We start from the raw sequence: 19,835 nt of genomic DNA, 5'->3' as shown, positions 1-19,835 counted from the left end.
CTTTTTTGCAGTTGTAATTTTGCATCAATCATTAATGATCAACTAAAATGAATCCCGACAAAAAATTGTTCACCTTTGAAGAAACAAAACAGAAGCTGGTTAATTATTGCGTTTACCAAGACCGCTGTCATGCTGAAGTAGAGCAGAAAATGCGTGAATTTGTTTTGATTCCGGAAGCGAAAGAGGAAATTCTTCTGTATCTGATGAAAGAAAATTATCTAAATGAGGAAAGATTTACGCGTAGCTACATCCGCGGAAAATTTTACATTAAAAATTGGGGAAAGACGAAAATTAAGATTCATTTAAAACAAAAAGGCATAACTGATAAACTAATCTCTACCTGTTTTAATGAAATTGATGAAAATGATTATTTAAAGATAATAAATAAGATCAGCGAAAACTATACAGGTAAATTGAAAGGATTGAAAGATTATCAAAAAAAATCAAAAATTATTAAATATCTTTTAAGTAGAGGCTTTGAATATGACCTTATTTTGCGGGTAATTGAAAATTAATATATATGTAATTTTAAGTTTTATTAACAAATAGAAATATTTTTTTAGTTTTGCTAAAAAATAAATTAGTTATATATGAAATTAAAATTACACACGAAATCAAAGACGCTGTATGCATTTTTGATGGCTCTTTTCTCGGTTTGGGGATGGGGGCAAGCAATTTTACCTGTGTCAAGAACTACTTGGACTGGTGCTGAACCAACAGGTTGGACACAAAATGGTACAACTGATAGAACTAGTACAAGTGCTTGTACTGGAAATAATGCCTTAATATTTGGAAATAATAATTCTTGGATACAAGTTAATTTTGATACTATTCCTGATAAATTAAATTTTTCTTTAAAAAAACAAGGCACATCTGGACAGTCAAAGGTAACAGTAGAAGAGTCTGTTGATGCTATAAACTGGACAACGATTGGTAGTTATGGAACAGCGACAGGTTCAGTCGCTATTTCCGATTGTGATAATATCGAAATCGCATTATCACCTGATTCAAGATATGTTAAATGGACTTACACTAAAGCTACCGGAAATGTGGATATGGATGATGTTTCTATTACTTCTGGATGTTTAGCACCAACATTTTCTTTTGCTTCTGCAACTCTAAGCAAGACAACTGCTGATGCTCCTTTTACAAATGTATTTACAACTAACAATACTTCTACACAAACATGGTCAAGTAGCAATACTTCTGTAGCAACTGTAGATTCTAATGGACAAGTGACAATAGTTGGTATGGGTAATACAAATATAGTAGTCACTCAAGTTGCAGATGGAACTCGTTGTGCAGTAAATGCAAGTTACCAGTTAACTGTAACAGCACCAACTTTTCCTGTTTCTGCAACATCAAATAATACAAATTTTGGAACTGTGTCTGTTTCTAGTAACATAATTACAGCTACACCAACTGCTGGATATACATATGCTACACCTGCTTATACAATTATTAGTGGATCAGCAACAGTAACACAAAATGGAAATCAATTCACAGTTACTCCAAGCGCTGCAACTGAAGTTCAGATTAATTTTGAAGCGAAGCCGAATTATACATTATCATTGATGAACGATGGTGCTGCTTTCACAAATGCTAATTTTCCTTTCGTAACTTATGAAGGAAATACAATCACATTACCAACATTGGCTAATTGTGGAAATTATACATTTGCTGGCTGGGATACTAACAGTAATACTACTGCTGCACCTACTTATTCCGGAGGTGATGTATATAATACTACTGCGGGAAATGTTACTCTCTATGCAGTATATCAAACAACTTCCGGTACACCAGCGATTACTTATTCTTATGGATTTGAAAATAATGATACAGGATGGACATCAGATGCGACACAATCAGATGTTGAAGCTAAATTAGGAACATATTCTGGAAGAATAAATACAAACAATGTGCATGTTACCTATGATAATATTGTAGCATCTCCATCTTCAATAACATTCTCTTTGAAAAAAACATCTACCAATAATAATTATAATATTGCGGTAGAAACATCTCCAGATAATCTAACTTGGACATCTGTAGTTACCTATCCAATGAGTGATTTTACGAATGGTAGTTGGACTGAAAAAACAACAGACTTATCAAATTATCAAAATGTTTATGTACGATTATATTATTATGGTACAACGGCAATAAGATATATTGATGATATTAGACTCGTAAATGGTGGGTTTACTACAATTTATACTACTACTCCAAATTGTACTGCTACTACCACGTGGAACGGTACAGTATGGTCAAACGGTACTCCGTTAACAAATGTTGATGCAATCATTGAAGGAGTTTACTCCACAATATCACAGCCTGCTTTCACCGCCAATAATATCACCATTAAAAACGGAGGAGTTCTAGAGATCAACGGAACAAATACAATCAATGCAGAAGATGTAATAGTAGAAGACGGAGGGAATTTAGTGATCAAAGATTCAGGAGCTTTGAACCATAGCGGAACTTTCAAAGTATTGAAAAACGGAAGCAGCGTACAAGACAAATATGCATTCTGGTCATCTCCTGTTGCTTCACAGAATCTAACGGCTATGTATTCGGGATCAACTCCTTCATTCATTACAGAGTATGATACAGCGACTGATTATTTCGTAAACGCAGTTTCTACTACTTCAGTTTTTGCGAAAGGATACTCTATTAAAACACCTGTGGTTTCTAACGTAGAGTTTATAGGAGTTCCCAACAATGGCACCCAGACTTTTCCATTGTCAACGGCAGGAAACGGATACAACCTTGTAGGAAATCCTTACCCTTCAAACCTTGATTTAACAGCATTCTATAATACCAACTCAGGAAGAATCTCAAATACTTTCTATTTCTGGGATAACACCAGCAACAGCGTAACAGTACAGGGCGGTGCAACGACAACCAATATCGGATATGCAACATACAACCCGGTATCTCAAATTTGGACTCCGGCTCCGAACATTTCGGCTATTCCTGCGGAAAACAGCGTTAAGATCGGACAAGGATTTATCGTAAAAGCAACCAATGCAGCAGATACTTCGCTAAGTTTTAGCAATGACATGAGAACTGCAGCTGCGGCAACTTTTTATAACAAAAACAATTCATCTACAGAAGGTAAATTCTGGCTGAGATTAAACTCTTCTTACAATACCAACAACACATTTGCCGTAGCATATATCAACGGGGCATCTAATTCTTTTGACCCGTACGATTCAAAAGCAATAGGAACAGGTTCTGATGCATTTTATACATTGGCAGGTACTCAGAAACTTGTAATTCAGGGAAGAGAAAGCTTCAACATCAATGATGTGGTTCCGGTAGGTGCAAAACATTTCCAGAACGGAAACTTCACTATTTCATTGGTTCAGAAAGAAGGAATCTTCAATAACGGACAGGCAATTTATCTTCATGATAAAGTAACGGGAACTTATACTGATCTTCAGAATAACACTTACTCATTTGCAGCCAATTCGGGAGATGTTTCCAGCAGATTCGAGATTGTTTACAAACTGGGGATATTATCAACTTCGGAGGTGTCTAAAGATTCTTTTGAGGTGTATAGAAACGGAGAGAATTTCTTTGTAAGAAACAATAAAAATATTGACAGTGTAACTATTTACGATGCTTCAGGCAGACAGATTCAGGCTATTGAGGGCGGTTCTAAAGAAATCAGAATCACTTTGAATGCAAAAGGAGTATATGTTGTAAAAGCAGTATCTGAAGGTAAAGAATACACGAAAAAAATAATGAAATAAGAACAATGGATCGCCTCCTGACTTGATTTTAATTTAAAACCACAGGCAGGCGATACATATCACTTAAAAAAAAAGAAAATTTAGATATGAAAAAGATCATAATAGCCGGTTTGTTTGCTGTTTCCGGTTTTGCACTGGCGCAGGAAGCAACAGATAATCCTTATGTATATGAAACTACTCAGGATGAGGTAGCAGAAGAAGACGAGTATCCCGGAAATCCGGGAGATCCTAAGTCGGCTCCTATTGATGATTATATTCCTGCATTGTTTGTTTTAGCTGCTGCCATTGCTGTACGAGCTAAAATGAAAAAGAAGCTAAAGGAAAGCAATTAAGAACCAACATAATTAAAATGATAAAAACTCCCGAAGAGGGAGTTTTTTTATGTTAATATTTAAACTAACTTAAGGATAAGTTTTTCTTATTAGAATACTAAAACTTTAAGACAACTCAGATTAAAGAATTACTCATTAGGCTTTACAGGCTGTATTTCCCCTGTATTCATATGTTCAAAAATGGTTGGGAAAAACATAACGAGTACAAAATAAATAACAATCATCAGTGCTATCAAAGCAACTAGAATAAGAACTAAATTGTTGGGTCTGTTTCTTTTTTGTGGTTCCATGATTTTTTGTGGTATTGGATTAATAGAATTTTTTTATAAAAACTACTAAGCCAATTTCTTGCCACACTGTTTACAGTATCTCGCATCATCATCAATATCCTCATTTCCGCAGCGTTCGCAAATCTTTTCCAGATTTTGTCTTTTATTTCTCATTTCTGCAGTTACAATTCCCGTGGGCACAGCAATGATAGAATAACCGGCAAGCATCAAAATAACCGCAAAAAATTTCCCGGCAGGAGTAATTGGTGAGACATCACCGTATCCTACAGTCGTTACTGTCACTACCGCCCAATAAATAGACTGCGGAATTGTTTCAAAACCCTGTCTTCCACCTTCTACCATAAACATTAGAGAACCCACAATAACAGAAAAAATAACCAGAAATAAAAGAAAAATGTAAATTTTTCTGGAACTGTTTCGTAAAGCTCTCACAATCACAAAGCCATCATTCATAAAATCCAGAAGATTAAAAATTCTGAACACTCTCAGCATTCTCAACATTCTGAAAATCAAAAAATATTTGGTAACAGGAAAGAAAAAACTAAGATAAAAAGGAATAAGCGAAAGAAGATCTATAATTCCGAAAAAGCTGAAAATGTAATTTTTTTTATTCTTAACTACAGCTATTCTCGTTCCGTACTCAATTGTAAAAAGCATAGAAATAATCCATTCAATAATAATAAAATAAATATTAAATTTTTTATTCAGCTTTGGAATACTTTCCATCATAATAATAGAAGTACTCAGCAAGATAAGAATCAGCAAAACTACATCAAAAAGTTTCCCCATTCTGGTATCTGCCCGGTAAATAATACGAAACCATATTTTTTTCCAAAGCTTGTCTCCGGCAACCAGATCGTGTTCTTTTTCCATGAATGTTTTTTTTGTTTTAACTAAATTAATAACTATTTTCGTAACAAACTTACAGAATAAAATGACAATAAAGGAAGTAATTACGATCATAGAAAAACAGATTGCCATTCCGCAGGCGGAAGATTTTGATAATGTTGGATTATTGTGCGGAGTTCCGGCAAGAAACGTCAGCGGTATTCTTGTTTGTCATGACGCTCTGGAAAATGTGGTTGATGAAGCCATTGAAAAAAACTGTAACCTTATTGTTTGTTTTCATCCGATCATCTTTTCAGGATTAAAATCAATTACCGGAAAAAATTATGTAGAAAGAGCGGTTTTAAAAGCCATAGAAAACAAAATTGCCATATATGCCATCCATACAGCTTTCGATAATGATTTTTTTGGAGTCAATGCCGGAATATGCAATCATTTAGGCTTAAAAAATTTAAAAATTCTTCAGCCTAAAAAAAATAATCTGAAACAGCTAACAGTTTTCGTTCCGAATCATCATATAGAAGCTGTAAAGGAAGCCCTGTTTGAAGCAGGAGCCGGAAATATTGGTTTTTATGATGAATGCAGTTTTACCATTGAAGGAAGAGGGACATTCAGACCCAACCAAGGTTCCAATCCTTTTTCAGGACACCAGAATGTGCGTGAAAATGCGGATGAAAGTATGATTTCTGTGATTTTTGAAGCTTATAAAGAAAAAGCAGTTACGGCAGCCATGAAAAAATCGCATCCGTACGAAGAAGTTGCGCATCAGATTTACAGTCTGGACAATCATAATCAATATTCAGGCTTAGGAATGTTTGGTGAATTTGAAGATGAAATGGAGGAAAAAGATTTTCTGAAGTTGATTAAAAATAAATTTGATGTAGAAGTGATCAGGTATTCAGATTTTACGGGCAAAAAAGTCAGAAGAGTAGGGGTTTTGGGCGGTTCCGGAGCGAGCGGAATCAAATCTGCTTTGGCAAACCAATGTGACGCTTACATTACCGGAGATCTTAAATATCATGACTATTTTCTGGCAGAATCCCGAATGCTGATTTGCGATGTAGGACATTATGAATCTGAACAATGGGTTGCTCAACAAATATTTGAAATTTTATCACAAAAAATTAGTACATTTGCAGTCTTAAAATCTAGTGAAAAAACAAACCCAGTAAATTATTTCCTTTAGATATGGCAAAAACCACCGAAATTTCAGTCGAAGAAAAATTAAGAGCTTTGTATGATCTTCAAATCATCGATTCAAGATTGGACGAAATCCGTAACACAAGAGGAGAATTGCCAATAGAAGTAGAAGATCTTGAAATTGAGATTGAAGGTCTTGAAACGAGAGCTGAGAAATTTCATGCAGAAATAAAAGATCAGAACGATCAGATCAGTACAAAAAATGAAGTGATCAATCACGCCAAAACGCTTATTGAAAAATACAAATCTCAGCAAGATAACGTACGAAACAATAAAGAATTTGAAGCGCTAGGAAAAGAAATAGAATATCAGGAACTGGAAATTCAGCTTGCCGAGAAGAGAATCAAAGAATTTGGTGCTAAAATTGGTCATAAAGAAGAAACTTTAGGAGATCTGAACAATAAGATCAATGATCTTAAAAATCACCTTAAATTCAAGAAAGAAGAACTGAACGGTTTGGTTTCTGAAACGCAGAAAGAAGAAGAATATTTGATCGAAAAATCTAAAGAATTTGCTTCTAAAATAGACGAAAGATTATTGGCTTCTTATAACAGAATCAGAAGCAATTCTTCTACAGGTTTAGCAGTTGTAGGTTTGGAAAGAGGGGCTCCAAAAGGCTCATTCTTTACGATTCCGCCACAAAAACAGATGGAAATTGCTCAGAGAAAGAAAATTATCATTGACGAACATTCAGGAAAAATCCTTGTAGATGACGAATTGGTAATGGAAGAAACAGAGAAAATGAAATCTGTGATTAAATTCTAAATATTACTTAGTTTTAAAATACAAAAGCTGCCTCAATTAAAGGCAGCTTTTCTTTTTCTATTAAACTGTGGACAATAAAGCAAGCTGAAAAATCAAAAATTTCCATCCTTCGGAGGGGTGGTGGAAATTCAGAAAAGAATTTTTGACGGGTGGTTATTAATATGACTAAAAGTTATTTTACGAAACATCTTGTTTCCAGTTATTGATTACCGAAAAGTTAACCCAAAATATAAAAACCGCTTCTTTTGAAGCGGTTTGTTTTTATTCCTGATGTCCATACATCTTATTATACAAATCTATAAATTTCTCTTTAATTGCTTTACGTTTTAACTTCAGAGTAGGAGTGAGGAGTCCGCTTTCGATGCTCCAGACTTCCGGTGTTAATTCAATTTTTTTAATTCTTTCCCAATTGCCAAGGTGTTCGTTAATTTTATCAATCTCTTTTTCAATTCTGGCTTTTAGTTCTGGGTTTTGGGCAATTTCCTGTGGTGTTGTTCCAATAGTTAAATTATTTCTCAATGCCCAGTTTTTAGCAAACTCAAAATCAGGCTGTACAAAAGCGGTCGGCATTTTTTCGCCATCACCCACCACCATGATTTGTTCGATAAACTTTGAAGCTTTTGCAAGGTTTTCTATCGTTTGGGGAGCAATATATTTTCCGCCGGAGGTTTTAAACATTTCCTTTTTTCGGTCTGTAATCTGCAGGAAACCTTCACTGTCGATATGACCAATGTCTCCTGTTTTGAAAAATCCTTCATCAGTAAATGTTTCTTTGGTCATTTCTTCATTTTTAAAATAACTTTTAAAAACAGAAGGTCCTTTTACGGTAATTTCTCCATCTTCCTGAATTTTCACGGTTAAATTATCCAAAGGATGTCCCACTGTTCCCACTTTCATTTTTCCGAAAGAGTTAACGGATATTACGGGCGAAGTTTCCGTCAGACCATACCCTTCTAGAATGGGAATTCCGGCATTCTGAAACATTAAATTTAATCTTGTTGATAAAGCCGCAGATCCTGACACTAAGGTGATGATCTCACCGCCCAAACCTTCTCTCCATTTTTTAAACACCAATTTGTCTGCAATGATTTCCTGTAATCCGGAAGGTTTTGAAATCACTTTCTTTTTCTGAATTAAATTCAAAGCCCAGAAAAATATTTTTTGTTTCAATCCGCCTGCATTTGAGCCAGTATTGTAAATTTTATCATACACTTTTTCTACAAGTCGAGGAACCACACTCATGTAATGAGGTTTTACCTCTTTTACATTTTCTCCCATTTTTTCAATACTCTCTGCAAAATAAATAGAAAACCCATTGTATTGGAATAAATAGAAAAGCATTCTTTCGAAAATATGGCAAATGGGTAAAAAGCTTAAAATACGGGTGTCTTTATAGTCCAGACTTTTATTTTTAGGAATTCTTGGAACAGAACCCAACACATTTGACACGATATTTTCGTGAGTAAGCATTACTCCCTTTGGCTTTCCTGTAGTTCCTGAGGTGTAGATAATGGTAGCGAGTTCTTCAGGATTAATTCCTTTAGAAAGATCTTCTACTTCTATTTGGGTAGAGTCATCTTCACCCAGATCAATTATTTCTTTCCAGTTGGCCGCACCACTGATGTCGTCAAAAGTAAAAACACCTTGTAAGCTTGCTACATTGCGTTTTATTTTTCTTACTTTATCCAGCAATTCTTTGTCAGATACAAAGCAGTATTTTACTTCAGCATTATTGAAAATAAAGTCGTAATCCTCCGGAGAAATGCTTGGGTAAACAGGCACAGAAACTACGCCAATCTGTGAAAGCCCCAGATCCATTACAGCCCATTCTGTACGTGAATTGGTGGTAATGAGGGCGATTTTGTCCCCGGGTTTTATGCCTAGTTTCAGAAGTCCGCGAGAGATTTTATTCCCCTGATTAATAAACTCCTGTGTGGATGTTTTTTTCCATTCACCCTGATATTTTGTAACAAACATATCATTTTTGGGGAGATTTTGCAGAGCATAATATGGTATATCGAATAATCTTTTTATAGTCATGATATTTAATATAGTTAGAAACCTAAATATAAGAATTTTTTTTAATTGTGAAATTGTTTCCTATTAATTATAAATATTTAAAATGCTTGCCATAATACCGAAGATAATTGAATTGATTTTTATTTTTATTGAATATTTAAAAATTATCTATGATAAGTGTTTTATCTGTAATCATTAATTTTTTTTAACATTAGCCTAAAAAGTGTAAATTTACGAGCATATAATTCTTACATTTTATGGACTTTAATTTATCAGAAGAACAGCTGATGATTCAGCAGGCAGCAAGAGATTTTGCACAAAACGAACTATTACCGGGAGTTATTGAAAGAGACCGTGATCAAAAGTTCCCGACAGAGCAGGTTAAAAAAATGGGAGAAATGGGACTTATGGGAATGATGGTAGATCCTAAATATGGCGGTGCGGGAATGGATAGTGTTTCTTACGTCCTTGCAATTGAAGAAATTGCAAAAGTAGATGCATCTGCTGCCGTAGTAATGTCTGTAAACAACTCATTGGTATGTGCAGGACTTGAAAAATTTGCTTCTGAAGAGCAAAAAGTAAAATATCTTACACCTCTTGCAAGTGGTGAAGTAATTGGAGCATTTGCTTTATCTGAGCCGGAAGCAGGTTCTGATGCAACTTCTCAGAAAACAACAGCAGAAGATAAAGGAGATTACTATTTGTTAAATGGCATCAAAAACTGGATCACCAATGGCGGAACAGCTTCATACTACATCGTTATTGCACAGACTGATCCTGAGAAAAAACATAAAGGAATCAATGCTTTTATCGTTGAAAAAGGCTGGGAAGGTTTTGAAATCGGTTTAAAAGAAGATAAATTGGGAATCAGAGGAAGTGATACTCATTCTTTAATTTTCAATAATGTAAAAGTTCCTAAGGAAAACAGAATCGGTGAAGACGGATTTGGTTTTAACTTTGCAATGGCAGTATTGAACGGAGGTAGAATTGGAATTGCTTCGCAGGCTTTGGGTATTGCTTCAGGCGCTTACGAATTGGCTCTTAAATATGCTAAAACAAGAAAAGCTTTCAGAACCGAAATCATTAATCATCAGGCAATAGCTTTTAAACTGGCAGATATGGCAACCCAAATCACTGCTGCAAGAATGCTGTGCTTTAAAGCTGCTGCAGAAAAAGATCAGGGTAAAGATATTTCCGAAAGTGGAGCAATGGCAAAACTATACGCTTCTCAAGTTGCAATGGATACAACTATTGAAGCCGTACAAATTCATGGCGGTTACGGATATGTGAAAGAATATCACGTAGAAAGAATGATGAGAGATGCAAAAATCACGCAGATATATGAAGGAACTTCTGAAATTCAGAAAATTGTGATTTCGAGAAGTATTTCAAAATAATTAAAACAAAAACTAAAAAAACACTGCTATGAAAAAACCTTTGTGGATTACAGCCGGAGTTATTCTGCTTTTATTGGGAGTTTTCTTCTGGTATAAATTTTTTTTCGTCTTCGGAGAGGGCGTGAAATCTGGTTATCTTAACTATGCGATCAAAAAAGGATATGTTTTTAAAACCTACGAAGGCAAACTGATCCAAGAAGGTTTCGGAAAAGGGAAAACAGGAACAATTACCAGTTATGAGTTTGAATTTTCTGTTTCTGATCCGGAAGTTTTCAAACAGTTGGAACTCAATAGCGGAAAAGTTTTTGATCTTCATTACAAAGAATATAATGGTGCTCTTCCATGGAGAGGAAATACAAGATATGTTGTAGATAAAGTAGTGAATATGAAATAAACAGTAAAGGCTCTCAATCTGAGAGCCTTTTACTTTACCAACCAAATATTTAATAAATATTATGCAACAAAAGTACTGTGTTTTTTTATAATTTCATAATCATTGTGATTAAAAAATGATTAAAATTAACTATAATTTTAATTGTTTTTTTTTATACAAGCTATTTTTTGTCTTTTTATAAGAAATAAATTGAATATCCTTAATTAGTTATAAAATCTTTGCGGGTCTTTATGTTAAAACATTTTTTCAATAGATTAAAACGGACAATTATAAAAAATAATACCACATTATATATAAAAAAACTTTTTTTGTAAATACAATAATAATTACCTTTGCTTTTTGAGACTTTTAAATGAAAAACTCTTTTTTGTTAACAGTATCGTTTTTACTTATGGTTGCATTTGTGAGCTGTAGTAATTTTGTGGGATATAACAATGCAAATAACCAATTGATAGTGAACCACCAGCAAAAGGCAATTGAGTTTTCTGAAATTAAAAGATTTAATAAAGATGTTTCTCTACCGGAAATAACTCTTGTGACTACATTTGAAAAGGTTGTAGAAATATATGACCAACTGAGTGATAAGAATTTCTCAAGATCTGAACCTGTTCCGACTCTGGAAGAAAATGAATATTTACTTGTGATAAAACCCAAGCTAAATAAAATTGTTTACGGAGATATTGAAGTTGCGGAAATAGAGAGTAAAGATCAGGATTTAGTAGTTAAATACAGAGAAATAGAAAGTGAAGAATACAAATCTGGTAAACTTAAAAATCCGGTTCTAATAATAAAATTATCTGGGAAAACTCCGGAAAATATAAAATTATTAACCATCAATTGAAATTAAATAAAATTATATGAAGAAAAAACTATTCATTCTGGGTATGGTACTTGCCTTTTCGGCATCAGGATTTGCCCAGCAAAACCAATGGAAAAAGCTTAGCTCAAATCCTATTGGGGAGGTTCGTGATAGTAATATTAAAATTTCAGATTATTCTCTATTTACGCTTAATGTTAATAAGATTCAGGATAATCTGAAAGATGCTGCAGATAGAGACTATAAAAACTATAGGAAAGGTATTTTGCTTAGTTTTCCAAATCCCGCAGGAACATTTGATACTTATGAAGTTTATGAATCTTCAACCATGCATCGTGATTTGCAAAACAGGTATTCTGATATTAAATCATATATAGGATATAAAAAAGGTGACGAATCTGTAACTTTAAGATTTACTATAGATCCTTATTTTGGTTTTAACGGAATGATCGGCAGCAATGAAGGAACTTATTATATTGATTCTTATACCAGAGATAATCAGGTATACAGAATTTATAAAAGAAATGATGCTTCTTCACTCAGTCAGTTTAATTGTCTTTTCAATGGAGAAAGTGACATGACAAATTCTTCATCACTTGTTCAGAAAACGGTTATTGACGGTCTCAACAGAAAATACAGACTTGCTATCACAACAACAACAGAATATACTGCTTATATTGCCGGACAGGCAGGTGTAGGAGGCGGAACTGATGCACAAAAAAAAGCAGCAGTTTTGGCAGCGGTAAATTTAGCTGTTACCCGTCTTAATAGTGTTTTTGAAAGAGATATAGCAGTTAGATTACAGCTTATACCCAATACAGATGCTTTGTTTTTCATTAGCACAGACACATTTAATACATTGAATGCAAGCCAGATGCTTAATGAAAACATCACGGTAACCAACAATATTATTGGTTCTGCTAATTATGACATCGGACATCTGTTTTTTCAGGCTAATGCAGGTAATGATAACGGATTAGCGGCTACGCCTGCTATTTGCGGTAACAGCAAGGCGGGTGCTGTAACAGGTTCTGCTGTCCCTGTGGGAGATCCTTTTGTTATTGATTATGTAGCGCACGAAATGGGGCATCAGTTTGGTGCTATGCACACACAGAATAATAACTGTAATAGAAATACACCTACAACCGTAGAACCGGGAAGCGCAAGTTCAATCATGGGATATGCAGGTATCTGTCCGCCAAATGTACAGCAAAACTCTGATGCTTATTTTCACTCAATAAGCATTAATGAAATGTATACCAGACTTACAACAGGCAACACATCAACTTGCGGAACCAAAACACCTATTGCCAATGCAGAGCCGGTAGTAAATGCGGGTTTAGATAGAAGTATTCCTAAAAGTACTCCTTTTATGCTGACTGCAACCGCAACAGATGCTAACAATGATCCACTGACTTATACATGGGAACAGATTGATGCAGGGGTAGCACCTATGCCACCTCAGCCGGCAAGTACGGTGGGTCCGCTTTTCAGATCTGTAATGCCTACAGCGTCTGCTTCAAGATATTTTCCAAGATTATCAACTATTGTTTCCGGATATGATCCTGCAATTGTAAATCCTACAGATTACAGAGCATGGGAAAAATTACCATCTGGGGCAAGAGAGCTTAATTTTTCTGTTTTGGTGAGAGACAATAATGCGCTGGGAGGGCAAACAGGACGTGATGATGTTAAACTTACGGTAGTAAATTCTGCAGGTCCTTTCGTGGTCACTTCACAAAATACTCCTGGAACAATGTGGACAGAAGGACAATCTCAAACCATCACGTGGAACGTTGCCAATACCACAGCTGCTCCTGTAAGTACACCAAATGTCACTATTTTATTATCAACTGATGGTGGAGTTACTTTCCCTTTTGTATTGGTTCCAAGTACACCGAATGACGGAACTCATACACTTACAGTACCTGGTAACTTAGGAAATAGTACCAATGCAAGAATTATGGTAAAAGCAATTGATAATGTTTTCCTAAACGTAAATTCACAAAATTTTACGGTTAATTCTTCTGCTGTGGTTGTACCTCCGGTACCTAATCCTGGAACACCTGGGACTCCGGGTACACCTGGAACTCCGGGGACGCCTGGAACACCGGGTAATCCTGGTGCAACTCCATCTACTTTCTTCGAAGGAATGATGATTTATCCTGTTCCATCTTATGACGGATACGTATATATCAAATTAGACTTCCCAAGACAGGCACCACTTCGTCCGTATGCATTTAATTATACTATTTATGCAATGGATGGTAAATTGGTAATTCCTAAAAGATCAAGATTGTTCTTCTCTGATCATTTAGAGAAAATAGATTTAAGACATCTGCCGACAGAAACTTATATGATCGAAGTTGAGCTTGAAGGTAACCAGATTGTGAAGAAGCTAGTGATGGTTAACAGATAATTTTATAATTATTAAACATAAAAAAACCGTTCAGTTTAAAATAACTGAACGGTTTTCCTTTTTAATGTGTATGTCCCGAATCAGGATGAATATGAAAAAGGTGAATCACCAATGCTAAAGAGACTCCTAAAATGACTAAACCTATTTTAGACCAATTGATGTTATGATTTTTATTACTTTCAAAAATAATAACAGATGAAATGTGAAGAAAAATTCCTCCGACGACAGCTAAAAAATAAGGTTGCCATTCCGGATTAAAATAATTTCCCAAAAACATTCCGAATGGTGATGCTAAAGCAAATAAAGCAACAATTAAAATAGAGGGATAAGACGCTTTGCTACCCTTTCGGTTGAATAAAAAGGTTCCCAGTATAAATGAAATGGGAATATTATGAACCAGAATCCCCATCAGATACGGAGAAAACGGATTGGTTTCGTTAGCGAGCGGAATTCCTTCAATAAAAGCATGGATAAAGAGCCCCACCATCAAAGCCATCGGAAGGATATTACTTTCATTATGATAATGAAAATGACCATGTTCAAAACCTTTGGTAAGTGCCTCAAGAATCATCTGAAGCAAAACTCCTGCAATTACAAAAATTCCTAAATTTCCTGCTTCGGTATGATATACCTGCGGAAATACTTCATTAAGACAGATTGTAATAAGAAATCCTGCACTTACAATCAGTAGATTTTTAGCAAATTTTTCTTTTTTGCCAAAATATTTTCCCAGCAAAACTCCGGAAATGACGCTTAGTATTAGTAAAATGAAAATCATATTAATCGAAAATAGGTAAGAGGCAATATAAAACTATCGTTAGGTTTACAAATAAGCAAATTTATTATGTAATTAATTTTATTTTCAAGCAATTCAGATTTTGCAAAAATTATTTCTTCTTAAATAAATTAATGCAGCGTGGCGATTTCTCTGTCTCAAAATCATTGAGCTGATAATCTCCCCATATTTTTATTCTTTCAAAACCGCATTCTTTTGCGTAATTTTCAATAGTTTCTAACGTGTGTAGTTTTACTTTTTCAAAGAAATGGTGAGATTTTCCATCCGCTTCAAATCTTATGTCTTTTATGATATGTCTCCCTTCAATTTTTTTTGAAATATTAAACTCAATATCTTCTCTGATAATCGTCATTTCAGGAATCAAAGTGTTTCTTACAAACACCTCATTAAGATAATCTAAAACGAAATAACCTTTCGGTTGAAGAGAGTCATAAACAGACTGAAAAACTTTTTTGTCATCTTCTTCATTGTCAAAATATCCAAAGCTGGTAAAAAGATTGAAAACGGCATCTACCGGTTGATGATTGATTGGATTCCGCATATCATGCACTTCAAAACGGAGTGCCGGATTGGACGAATCAGAAAGTTTTTCAAACTTTTTATTATGTTCAATACTTTGGCGTGAAAGGTCTAAACCCAAAACATCGTATCCAAGTTTATTCAGAAAAACGGAATGTCTTCCTTTTCCGCAAGCCAAGTCGATAATTTTAGCCGATTGTGGAAGCTGCAGCTCCGATGTAAGTGCAGTAATAAACTGTTCTGCTTCTGTGTAATCTCTGTTGCTGTATAACAAATGATAATAAGGGGTATCAAACCAAGATTCAAACCATTCCATCCTGCAAAAGTACGGAATTTTGTTGGATGCATAATGCAATGTATGATCTCTGATTATTGTTTTTGAGACAAAGAAGTCAGTAAAAATCACAATATAATTTTAAAATCTGTAATATTTTAAATCATCCAACATCCAACTTCCATCACCCCGCAAAAAATCGCTATTTTTGCAGAATGGATACAGACAATCTCAAAATTCAGATCAAAACATTCTTCGGGCTGGAACCCATTCTTGCAGAAGAAATAAAAAAACTCGGCGGCAGAAACGTGGAAATTAAAAACCGCGCTGTCAACTGTGAAGGCGATCTGGGTTTTTTATATAAAATTAATTATTCTGCGAGAACAGCTTTAAAGATCATTATTCCTGTTTTAGAATTTAAAGCTTTTAACGAGAGTAAATTTTACGATAAGCTCTTCAAATTTGAATGGGATCAATTGATGGATGTTGATCAGACTTTTGCGATAGATTCTACGGTAAATTCCGAAAGATTTAAGCATTCTCAGTTTATGACTTTTAAAATGAAGGATGCCATTGTAGACTATTTTCAGAATAAATATCAGAAAAGACCCAATATAGAGACCAAATCTCCGGATATTAAATTTCATTTGCATATTGATCGTGAACTGGCTACCATTTCTTTAGATTCTTCAGGAGATCCTTTGTTTAAAAGAGGATATCGAAAAGAGCAGGGTGAAGCACCCATCAATGAAGTTTTGGCAAGCGGAATGCTGCAATTGGCAGGTTGGGACGGAAAAGGAAATTTCCTTGACCCGATGTGTGGTTCGGGAACGCTTCTCATTGAAGCGGCAATGATTGCATTAGATCTTCCTGCACAGATTTTCAGAAGAAGATTTGCCTTTCAGAATTGGAAAAATTATGATGCCGATTTATTTTCTAAAATAAAAGAAGTTCGTGTAAACCGCATAAAAGAGTTTAACGGGAAAATTGTAGGTTATGATATTGATGCAAGAATGCTGAATGCAGCACGAACCAACATCGAATCTGCAGAAATGGAAGATATTATTGAAGTGAGAAAACAAAATTTCTTCGATTCCAAGAAAGAGCTTTTTCCTTTGCTGATGGTTTTCAATCCGCCTTATGATGAGAGAATTTCAATTAATGATGATGATTTCTATAAAAAAGTAGGAGATACATTTAAAACACATTATCCCAATACCTTAGCATGGCTAATATCTTCTGATCTCGAAGCAGTAAAGAAAATAGGACTTCGCCCTTCCAGAAAAATAAAACTGTTTAACGGCAAGCTGGAAACAAGATTTTTACAGTACGAAATGTATGAAGGAACCAAAAAAGTACATAAATTGGAAAATAAATAGAAATAAATGCCCTTTGATTTTTTAGACGGAATCAATTTTTTAACAGATTTATTAAGTCTCAGCTTTTCGGGAAGTTCAGGTCATAAAAATGATGATGATTCCAAAAGATCAGGAAAAAAATGGAAATCCAGAACCCTTTTTTGGTCAGCTATATTCACATCGATTGCTTTAGTAACTTTTCTCACAGCAGTCGGTGATTTTAAAGCTGAAAATAATTTGAACATTCTTTTAATCTGCTCATTTACCGGAATAGCTGTTTCTTTTGTCTTTTTTTATTTTCTCTATCATTTAGGGTTGTATTATTTTCGAAATATATGGTTATTTTTATTTTTTAATATTTCATTCATATTAATGATGATTTCAATTGTTTTGCTTATTTATATAAAGTGGATGATTTAATTTAGCAGTCTATTCAAAGTTTTTTGGCAAACTTTTTACATTTTTTTTATCCAACCGAAAAATAATTATTATGAAAAATGAAAACTTCTTTGATGTCATTATAGTTGGAGGTAGCTATGCAGGGCTTTCTGCAGCCATGTCTTTGGGCAGATCACTCAGAAAAGTACTGGTTATCGACAGCGGAAAACCCTGCAACAGACAAACGCCACAGTCACACAACTTCCTGACACAGGATGGCAAAGCACCCGCTGAAATTTCTGAAATTGGAAAAGATCAGGTTAAAAAATATGAAACAATTACTTTTTTTGACGGTTTGGCAACAGAAGGAAGAAAAACTGAAAATGGCTTTGAAATTAAAATCGAAAATGGAGATAAATTTGAAGCCCAAAAACTGATTTTTGCCACAGGAATTACCGATGATGTTCCTGATATCAAAGGCTTTAGTGAATGTTGGGGAATTTCTTTGATTCACTGTCCATATTGTCATGGTTATGAATTCAGAAATAAAAAAACAGCAATTATTGCCAATAGCGATAGGGGATTTCATCTTGCTTCTCTGGTGAAAAATCTTACCGATGATCTTACGATTTTGACAAGAGGTAAATCTGATTTTACCGAAGAACAAATTCAAAAGCTATCACAGAACAATATTTCAGTCATTGAAACTGAGATTGAAGAAATGATTCACGAAAATGGAAATATCACATCTTTGGTGTTGACTGATGGAAGTATACTTTATCCTGAAGCTGTCTACGGAGCTTTTCACTTTAAGCAGCATTCTGATATTCCGGGTTCTTTAGGATGTGAATTTACAGAACACGGACATCTGATCATTGATAACAAACAAACGACCACAGTACCCGGAATTTACGCCTGTGGTGATAATTCGTGCCCGATGCGTTCTGTAGCCAATGCGGTTTATACAGGAAGCTTTGCGGGAGCTATGGTGAATATGGAGCTTGCGAATGAAGTTTTCTGAGATTAGTAGCCCGATAAAAGGTTGTTTAATTTACAAGCAGTGAGTAAGTATAGAATACCCGCATTTTTTGTATTAAAAATCAATAATATGATCAATCTTATTTTTCAATTAAATTTAAAACCATCAAATATTAATGAATATTAATTCTTTCGGATACGCTTCCATTTTATAATTTTGCGGCAATGGAAAGAGTGGCTTTTATCATTAATCCTTTTTCGGCAAAAAAAAATTACCATCCATTTCTGAATGATCTGAAAATGAAGGTAAATAATCCTTTATTTTATATATCAGAATCTATTGCAGGAACAGATGAGTTTATTCAGAATCATTTTAATGATATTGATATTTTCGTTGCCATAGGAGGTGACGGAACCATTTCTACCGTTGCAAAAAACCTGATTAATACAGAAAAAATTCTGGCGATTTTTCCTGCCGGTTCCGGGAATGGCTTTTCCAATGAGACACAGTTCAGCAAAGATCTGGACGAGCTTTTGCAAAAACTTCAGGATAAAAAATCTAGAAAAATAGATACTTTTACCGTTAACGGCAGACTTTCTATCAATGTTTCAGGAACAGGTTTCGATGGGAAAGTGGTAAAAGAATTTGAAAAAACCACGAGAGGATTTAAAAACTACATTAAAGTTTCACTGAAAACTTTTTTCAGCTACAAACCCATAAAGCTGAAATTTTTTGACGAAAATTACAAACAATACAATGGGAAGTATCTGATGGTCAACATTGCCAACACCCGTCAGTTTGGAAACAATGCGTATATTGCTCCGATGGCGAGTAAAAGTGACGGTTTAGTCGATATGGTTTTGGTGAAAAAGTTTCCCATTACGTATTCTCCGCTATTTGCGTTCAGAATGTTTACCAAAAAACTGAAAGAAGATGATTATATCACCTATCTTCCTGTTTCAGAAATTGAATTTAAAGTAAACACCAAAAACTGGCATCTCGACGGAGAATTCAACAAAATAAAATCCCCGATTCATATAAAAGTACAGCCTTCGAGCCTGAATATTTTGATATAGAAGATTATAGAAAGCCTTTTGAAGAAGTAAAAATTACAGTTTTTTCTTTTCAAAGTGAGACGTGTCAACCGATAAAGAGACACGTCTTATTTACCCAATGACACGCATGATTTGATCAATTCATCCGCATCAATTCAAAGATTAATGCGGATCAGTTTTTAAAGTTATTAAGACCCCTCAAAAAGGTTCGCATCTTTTTATTAAAACCTAAGCATCTT

17 protein-coding genes are annotated in these 19,835 nt (G+C 34.6%); 12 read left to right on the top strand and 5 right to left on the bottom strand.

Going from position 1 to position 19,835, the window contains the following annotated elements:
* Positions 1-47 precede the first annotated feature (47 nt).
* The 3 genes from FOL89_RS08790 to FOL89_RS08780 all read left to right on the top strand — a co-directional run bounded on the left by FOL89_RS08790 (position 48) and on the right by FOL89_RS08780 (position 4,090).
* Positions 48-515, top strand: a complete 468-nt coding sequence (locus FOL89_RS08790) for a regulatory protein RecX (protein ID WP_144282450.1) — start codon at positions 48-50, stop codon at positions 513-515.
* A gap of 75 nt (positions 516-590) precedes the next feature.
* Positions 591-3,758, top strand: a complete 3,168-nt coding sequence (locus FOL89_RS08785) for a T9SS type A sorting domain-containing protein (protein ID WP_144282449.1) — start codon at positions 591-593, stop codon at positions 3,756-3,758.
* Between the two features lie 86 nt (positions 3,759-3,844).
* Positions 3,845-4,090 (top strand): hypothetical protein, encoded by a 246-nt coding sequence (locus tag FOL89_RS08780; RefSeq protein ID WP_144282448.1) that lies wholly within the window; start codon positions 3,845-3,847, stop codon positions 4,088-4,090.
* A gap of 128 nt (positions 4,091-4,218) precedes the next feature.
* Here the strand turns inward: FOL89_RS08780 and FOL89_RS17545 are convergent, their stop codons facing one another.
* Both FOL89_RS17545 and FOL89_RS08775 read right to left on the bottom strand, forming a co-directional pair.
* Positions 4,219-4,380 carry a hypothetical protein gene (locus FOL89_RS17545; protein ID WP_185146946.1) on the bottom strand — a complete coding sequence of 54 codons (162 nt, stop codon included), beginning with the start codon at positions 4,378-4,380 and terminating at the stop codon, positions 4,219-4,221.
* Between the two features lie 45 nt (positions 4,381-4,425).
* Positions 4,426-5,253, bottom strand: coding sequence for an ion transporter (locus FOL89_RS08775; RefSeq protein ID WP_144282447.1), 828 nt, complete (start codon positions 5,251-5,253; stop codon positions 4,426-4,428).
* A gap of 61 nt (positions 5,254-5,314) precedes the next feature.
* Here FOL89_RS08775 and FOL89_RS08770 point away from each other — a divergent pair, with 61 nt between their 5' ends.
* Together FOL89_RS08770 and FOL89_RS08765 are read left to right on the top strand one after the other, a co-directional pair.
* Complete coding sequence (locus FOL89_RS08770; protein WP_144282446.1) at positions 5,315-6,412, top strand: Nif3-like dinuclear metal center hexameric protein; 1,098 nt, start codon at positions 5,315-5,317, stop codon at positions 6,410-6,412.
* Between the two features lie 2 nt (positions 6,413-6,414).
* A complete protein-coding gene (locus tag FOL89_RS08765; protein WP_144282445.1) occupies positions 6,415-7,191 on the top strand; it encodes a zinc ribbon domain-containing protein in 777 nt (258 codons plus the stop codon).
* A gap of 261 nt (positions 7,192-7,452) precedes the next feature.
* Here FOL89_RS08765 and FOL89_RS08760 read toward each other — a convergent pair whose 3' ends face one another.
* Positions 7,453-9,231 carry an AMP-dependent synthetase/ligase gene (locus FOL89_RS08760; protein ID WP_144282444.1) on the bottom strand — a complete coding sequence of 593 codons (1,779 nt, stop codon included), beginning with the start codon at positions 9,229-9,231 and terminating at the stop codon, positions 7,453-7,455.
* Between the two features lie 236 nt (positions 9,232-9,467).
* Between FOL89_RS08760 and FOL89_RS08755 the strand changes: the two genes are divergently transcribed.
* From FOL89_RS08755 to FOL89_RS08740, 4 genes are all read left to right on the top strand, one after another.
* Positions 9,468-10,607 carry an acyl-CoA dehydrogenase family protein gene (locus FOL89_RS08755; RefSeq protein ID WP_144282443.1) on the top strand — a complete coding sequence of 380 codons (1,140 nt, stop codon included), beginning with the start codon at positions 9,468-9,470 and terminating at the stop codon, positions 10,605-10,607.
* 28 nt (positions 10,608-10,635) lie between these two features.
* The gene (locus FOL89_RS08750) at positions 10,636-11,001 is read left to right on the top strand and encodes a hypothetical protein (protein ID WP_144282442.1); all 366 of its coding nucleotides are present in this window, start codon (positions 10,636-10,638) and stop codon (positions 10,999-11,001) included.
* A gap of 352 nt (positions 11,002-11,353) precedes the next feature.
* On the top strand, positions 11,354-11,842 hold the full coding sequence (locus tag FOL89_RS08745) for a hypothetical protein (protein WP_144282441.1): 489 nt from the start codon (positions 11,354-11,356) through the stop codon (positions 11,840-11,842).
* A 16-nt stretch (positions 11,843-11,858) separates the two neighbouring features.
* On the top strand, positions 11,859-14,237 hold the full coding sequence (locus FOL89_RS08740) for a reprolysin-like metallopeptidase (RefSeq protein WP_144282440.1): 2,379 nt from the start codon (positions 11,859-11,861) through the stop codon (positions 14,235-14,237).
* Between the two features lie 61 nt (positions 14,238-14,298).
* On the opposite strand, the gene FOL89_RS08735 is transcribed toward FOL89_RS08740, so the two are convergent.
* Together FOL89_RS08735 and FOL89_RS08730 are read right to left on the bottom strand one after the other, a co-directional pair.
* Entirely contained in the window at positions 14,299-15,015 is a 717-nt protein-coding gene (locus FOL89_RS08735; RefSeq protein ID WP_144282439.1) for a ZIP family metal transporter, read from the bottom strand.
* A 109-nt stretch (positions 15,016-15,124) separates the two neighbouring features.
* Positions 15,125-15,868, bottom strand: coding sequence for a class I SAM-dependent DNA methyltransferase (locus FOL89_RS08730; RefSeq protein WP_144282438.1), 744 nt, complete (start codon positions 15,866-15,868; stop codon positions 15,125-15,127).
* 173 nt (positions 15,869-16,041) lie between these two features.
* Here FOL89_RS08730 and FOL89_RS08725 point away from each other — a divergent pair, with 173 nt between their 5' ends.
* The 3 genes from FOL89_RS08725 (at position 16,042) to FOL89_RS08715 (ending at position 19,617) form a co-directional block, all read left to right on the top strand.
* Positions 16,042-17,205 carry a THUMP domain-containing class I SAM-dependent RNA methyltransferase gene (locus tag FOL89_RS08725; RefSeq protein WP_144282437.1) on the top strand — a complete coding sequence of 388 codons (1,164 nt, stop codon included), beginning with the start codon at positions 16,042-16,044 and terminating at the stop codon, positions 17,203-17,205.
* A 469-nt stretch (positions 17,206-17,674) separates the two neighbouring features.
* Positions 17,675-18,583: an NAD(P)/FAD-dependent oxidoreductase gene (locus tag FOL89_RS08720; protein WP_144282436.1), complete on the top strand. Its 909-nt coding sequence runs from the start codon at positions 17,675-17,677 to the stop codon at positions 18,581-18,583.
* 182 nt (positions 18,584-18,765) lie between these two features.
* A complete protein-coding gene (locus tag FOL89_RS08715; protein WP_144282435.1) occupies positions 18,766-19,617 on the top strand; it encodes a diacylglycerol/lipid kinase family protein in 852 nt (283 codons plus the stop codon).
* The last annotated feature ends 218 nt before the right edge of the window (positions 19,618-19,835 follow it).

Source organism: Chryseobacterium echinoideorum, assembly GCF_007474535.1.
Lineage (GTDB): Bacteria > Bacteroidota > Bacteroidia > Flavobacteriales > Weeksellaceae > Chryseobacterium > Chryseobacterium echinoideorum.
The sequence above is the reverse complement of the archived record's forward strand: the minus strand, read 5'-3'. Positions and strand labels throughout refer to the sequence as shown.